At 67.2% G+C, this 3,603-nt stretch carries 3 protein-coding genes and 1 pseudogene; 2 read left to right on the top strand and 2 right to left on the bottom strand.

Features of this window, described 5'->3' with window-relative positions:
• On the bottom strand, positions 1-243 hold a 243-nt coding region (locus tag ACIRPX_RS45870; RefSeq protein WP_404206128.1), incomplete at its 3' end, for a hypothetical protein.
• Between ACIRPX_RS45870 and ACIRPX_RS45865 the strand changes: the two are divergent.
• Positions 176-604 (top strand): annotated as a pseudogene (locus ACIRPX_RS45865) (MFS transporter); the annotation flags it as partial. The gene ACIRPX_RS45870 and the pseudogene ACIRPX_RS45865 sit on opposite strands and share 68 nt — an antisense overlap.
• Before the next feature lie 348 nt (positions 605-952).
• Here ACIRPX_RS45865 and ACIRPX_RS45860 read toward each other — a convergent pair.
• Positions 953-2,137, bottom strand: a complete 1,185-nt coding sequence (locus ACIRPX_RS45860; protein WP_404206127.1) for a thiolase family protein — start codon at positions 2,135-2,137, stop codon at positions 953-955.
• Positions 2,138-2,647: 510 nt separating this feature from the next.
• Here ACIRPX_RS45860 and ACIRPX_RS45855 point away from each other — a divergent pair.
• On the top strand, positions 2,648-3,490 hold the full coding sequence (locus ACIRPX_RS45855; RefSeq protein ID WP_404206126.1) for an MBL fold metallo-hydrolase: 843 nt from the start codon (positions 2,648-2,650) through the stop codon (positions 3,488-3,490).
• The last annotated feature ends 113 nt before the right edge of the window (positions 3,491-3,603 follow it).

Genomic DNA, 3,603 nt, shown 5'->3' with positions numbered 1-3,603 from the left:
GTCGATGGACAGCCGTCCGGTGGTGGGGTGCTGCTTGAGCCAGCGGCCCAGCGCCGGGTGGTCACGCAGCGCGCACTCGGCCTTGCGGTGTGGCGTGTCCGAGGGGGCCGCGCGCTTGCCGGTCTTCGCAGTCTTGGCCTTCGCTCTGGCCTCGTCGGTTTGACGGGCGGTCTTGATGCGGGCGAGTTCCTCACGGGCCGCGGCGAGTTGGTCCTCGCGGCGGGCCTGGTCGCGTTCGGCCATCGAAGCAGGCTTCCTCTCCCCGCACTTGATCGGCTTGGGTGCGAACGTCACCACGGTTACCACCCTCTTCTCCGTCTACGGCGGCACGGCCGCGATCGGTGCCTGGCTGAGCGGTGGCCTCTCGGACGCCTGGGGACCCAAGCGGGTCATCATGGTCGGCTTCTTCATATGGACCGGCCTTGAAGCTGTCTTCCTGTACGCACTCGATGCGCGCCAACTCCCCCTGGCCTACGCGGCCTACGCCCTCAGGGGCTTCGGTTATCCGCTGTTCGCCTTCGGCTTCTACGCCTGGGTCGCCCTGGCAACGCCGCCCAAGTTCCTGGCCCGTGCCGCAGGTTGGTACTGGTTCTTCTTCCTGCTCGGGTTCGGCGTCAATAGCCTCGTCAGGCACCACGCCGGAGCGAAACAGCGAGGCCAGAGCACGACCCGTGCCAGTGCCGACGGTTCGGGGTGGTCGGTCGTGCCGGAGCAGGGTCGGCGTCGGTCTTGCCGATGCCGCGCGGCTGTGGCCAGGCTCGAACTCGGCCCCGCGGCAATCGACTTGTTGGTGTGGCCAGCTCTGCCGCTTCGGAGCGGTGCGGCGAAGCCGCATGACCCGGAAGACGTCCAAGGGCTCCTCACCGCCTCCCGCCTGCGTCATGCCCCGGACAGTGACATCACCCCACTCACTTCAGGGCGGGCGGACGTCTCATCGGCTCGATCCCGACCCTCAACGTCGGGGACTGGCTTCAAGAACGACTGCCAGGCCCTGCCCCACGCCGATGCAGACCGCTGCGACGCCGATGCCGCCGCCCCGTGCGGCCAGTGCGTGGGCGAGGTGTCCGACGACGCGTCCGCCGGACGCCCCAAGAGGGTGTCCGATGGCGATGGCACCGCCGTCCACATTGACCTTCTCGGGGTCCAGGTCGGGCCAGAGTCGAAGACAGGCAAGGCACTGCGCGGCGTACGCCTCGTTGAGTTCTACGAGGTCCACGTCCGACCAGGTCTTCCCGGCGCGGGCAAGCGCGCGGTTGACGGCTTCCACTGGTGCAACGCCGAAGACGTCAGGGTCGTTTCCGGCCACGCCGCGACCGATGATGCGAGCCAGCGGCCGTATGCCGGGGAGAGCCTTCTCGGACCCGAGCAGCACGGCGGAGGCACCGTCGTTGAGCGGAGACGAGTTGCCCGCGGTCACACTGCCGTTCGCGAGGAAGGCGGGCTTGAGCGCGGCAAGAGCGGCCATGCTGGTCTCGTCACGGATACCCTCGTCACGTGTCAGGTCAATGCCTGGCACGTCGACGATTTCGGCCGCGTAGGCACCCTCCGCAAAGGCGCGTGCCGCGCTGCGATGACTCCGTAGGGCGAAGGCGTCCTGCTCCTCGCGAGAGATGGAGAACTTGTCCGCCAGGATCTCGGCAGTCTGCCCGAGGGGGATGGTCCACTGCTCGGGCATGCGGGGGTTGACGAGACGCCACCCCAGTGTTGTCGATACCAGAGCCGTGTCACCAGCCGGGTAGGCATGGTCCGGCTTGGGAAGGACCCAGGGCGCGCGGCTCATCGATTCGACGCCGCCGGCCAGGACGAGGTCGGCGTCGCCGCTCTCGATGGCACGGCTTCCCTGGATGACCGCCTCGACCCCCGAGCCGCAGAGGCGGTTGACGGTCGTGCCGGGCACGCTGGTGGGGAAGCCGGCGAGCAGTGCGCTCATTCTGGCCACGTTTCGGTTGTCCTCGCCGGCGCCATTGGCGTTGCCGAAGACGACGTCGTCGATGCGTGCCGCGTCCAGGCCGGGCTGCCGCTCGACCATCGCGCTCATGACAGTGGCCGCGAGATCGTCGGGACGTATGCCCGCCAGGGCCTTGCCGTACTTGCCGAAGGGGGTGCGTACGGCGTCGAAGATGAAGCTGTCGGTCATGGACTAGTCCGTGTTCCTTGTAGTGATCATGAATTAATGGTGCTGAGCGCGTGCCGGAGACTCTCGACCCCGGTGGTCGGCGGGGGAGGCGAGGTTCCGTGTACACGCGGAACACACAGCGCAGGCCCGTGAGTGGATAGGTGCACTGGGCGACGCGCTTGGGAGTCCCGTCCCGTGTTCGCGGAGGCGGTGAGGACGCCGTTGCAGAGGCTGTTCCAGCATGTAGTTCCGCCCGTCGATGACTCGGTGCTCCTTGTCCGTAGCGAGCGGGGTTCCGAAACCGTGCCCTGCGGGGTCGGCTCCAGTTCGATCTCAGCCGCCCTACCGAAGCCGGTAATCACGCGGCATCACCCCTTCCCCGTCGGACTCCGGGTGTCATCGTGCTTGCGGCCACTGTACGTCGAGGGCGATGATTCGACATAATCAAAACGCGAATGCCTATGACGTTGGCCGGGGCTCCCGGCACCTGGCATCGCTTGGTACAGAGGAGAACGACGTATGAACAGTGCTTTGTCCTACGAGGTGTTGGTGGCACCCGGGATTCCCCAGTCAGGGCGCGGGCCGCTCCCGGACGGCAGTCGACGGATGTGGTCCCCGATCTCGACCACGCTGATCACAGGCGAGCGAGAGGCCGTCCTCGTCGACCCGCCCATGACCACAGATCAGGCGGCGGTTGCGAGCGACTGGATCGCGCGGTCAGGCAGACAACTGGCGGCGATCTATGTCACCCACGGGCACGGAGACCACTGGTTCGGTGCCATCCCCCTGCTGGAGCGCTTCCCCGGCGTCCACGTCCGGGCCACGGCGGGCACCATCGACATGATGACCGCGCAGGCGGCGCAGTCCTTCCGGGATTCCTTCTGGGACATGGTGTTCCCCGGACAGATTCCGCAGGGCACGGTGGCGGCTGTCCCCGTCGGGCCCGAGGGGTTCGAACTCGAAGGCCACCGTCTGCTGCCGATCGAGGCCGGTCACACCGATACGGATGCGACGACCATGCTGCACGTGCCGGACATCGGACTGCTCGTGGCCGGCGACGCTGTCTACAACGGCGTTCACCCGTACCTGACGGAGTCCGGCGGGCTTCCGGGCATCGACAGCTGGCTGGCGGCGCTCGACATCGCCGAGAGCCTCAACCCCCAATCCGTGGTGTCCGGTCACAAGGACCCGGCTCTGCCGGACGGGCCGGAGCAGATCGTGGACACCCGCACCTATCTGCGAGATGCGCGTCGACTGCTGTTGCAGGCAACCGACGCGAAGAGGTTCTACGACGCCATGCTGGCGCTGCACCCCGACCGCATCAACCCGGGTGCACTGTGGGGCGCGGCCATCACCCTGTTCCCCACGGCCTAGAGTCAATGCCGTTGTTTTAGTGCGTTGTGGCAAAGGGAGTCCCTGTTCGATGAACAGGGACTTCTTCGTGTGCGGGGCATGATCGCGGAGGTGTAGGGGCAGGCAGCGGACGG

It is taken from the genome of Streptomyces sp. NPDC101225, from assembly GCF_044767585.1.
Classification (GTDB): Bacteria; Actinomycetota; Actinomycetes; order Streptomycetales; family Streptomycetaceae; genus Streptomyces.
This window is presented reverse-complemented; position numbering and strand designations above follow the sequence as displayed.

Bases quoted from the DNA above. Each gene is read 5' to 3' on its own strand.
- ACIRPX_RS45860 (WP_404206127.1), bottom strand. From the start codon at position 2,137: ATGACCGACAGCTTCATCTTCGACGCCGTACGCACCCCCTTCGGCAAG.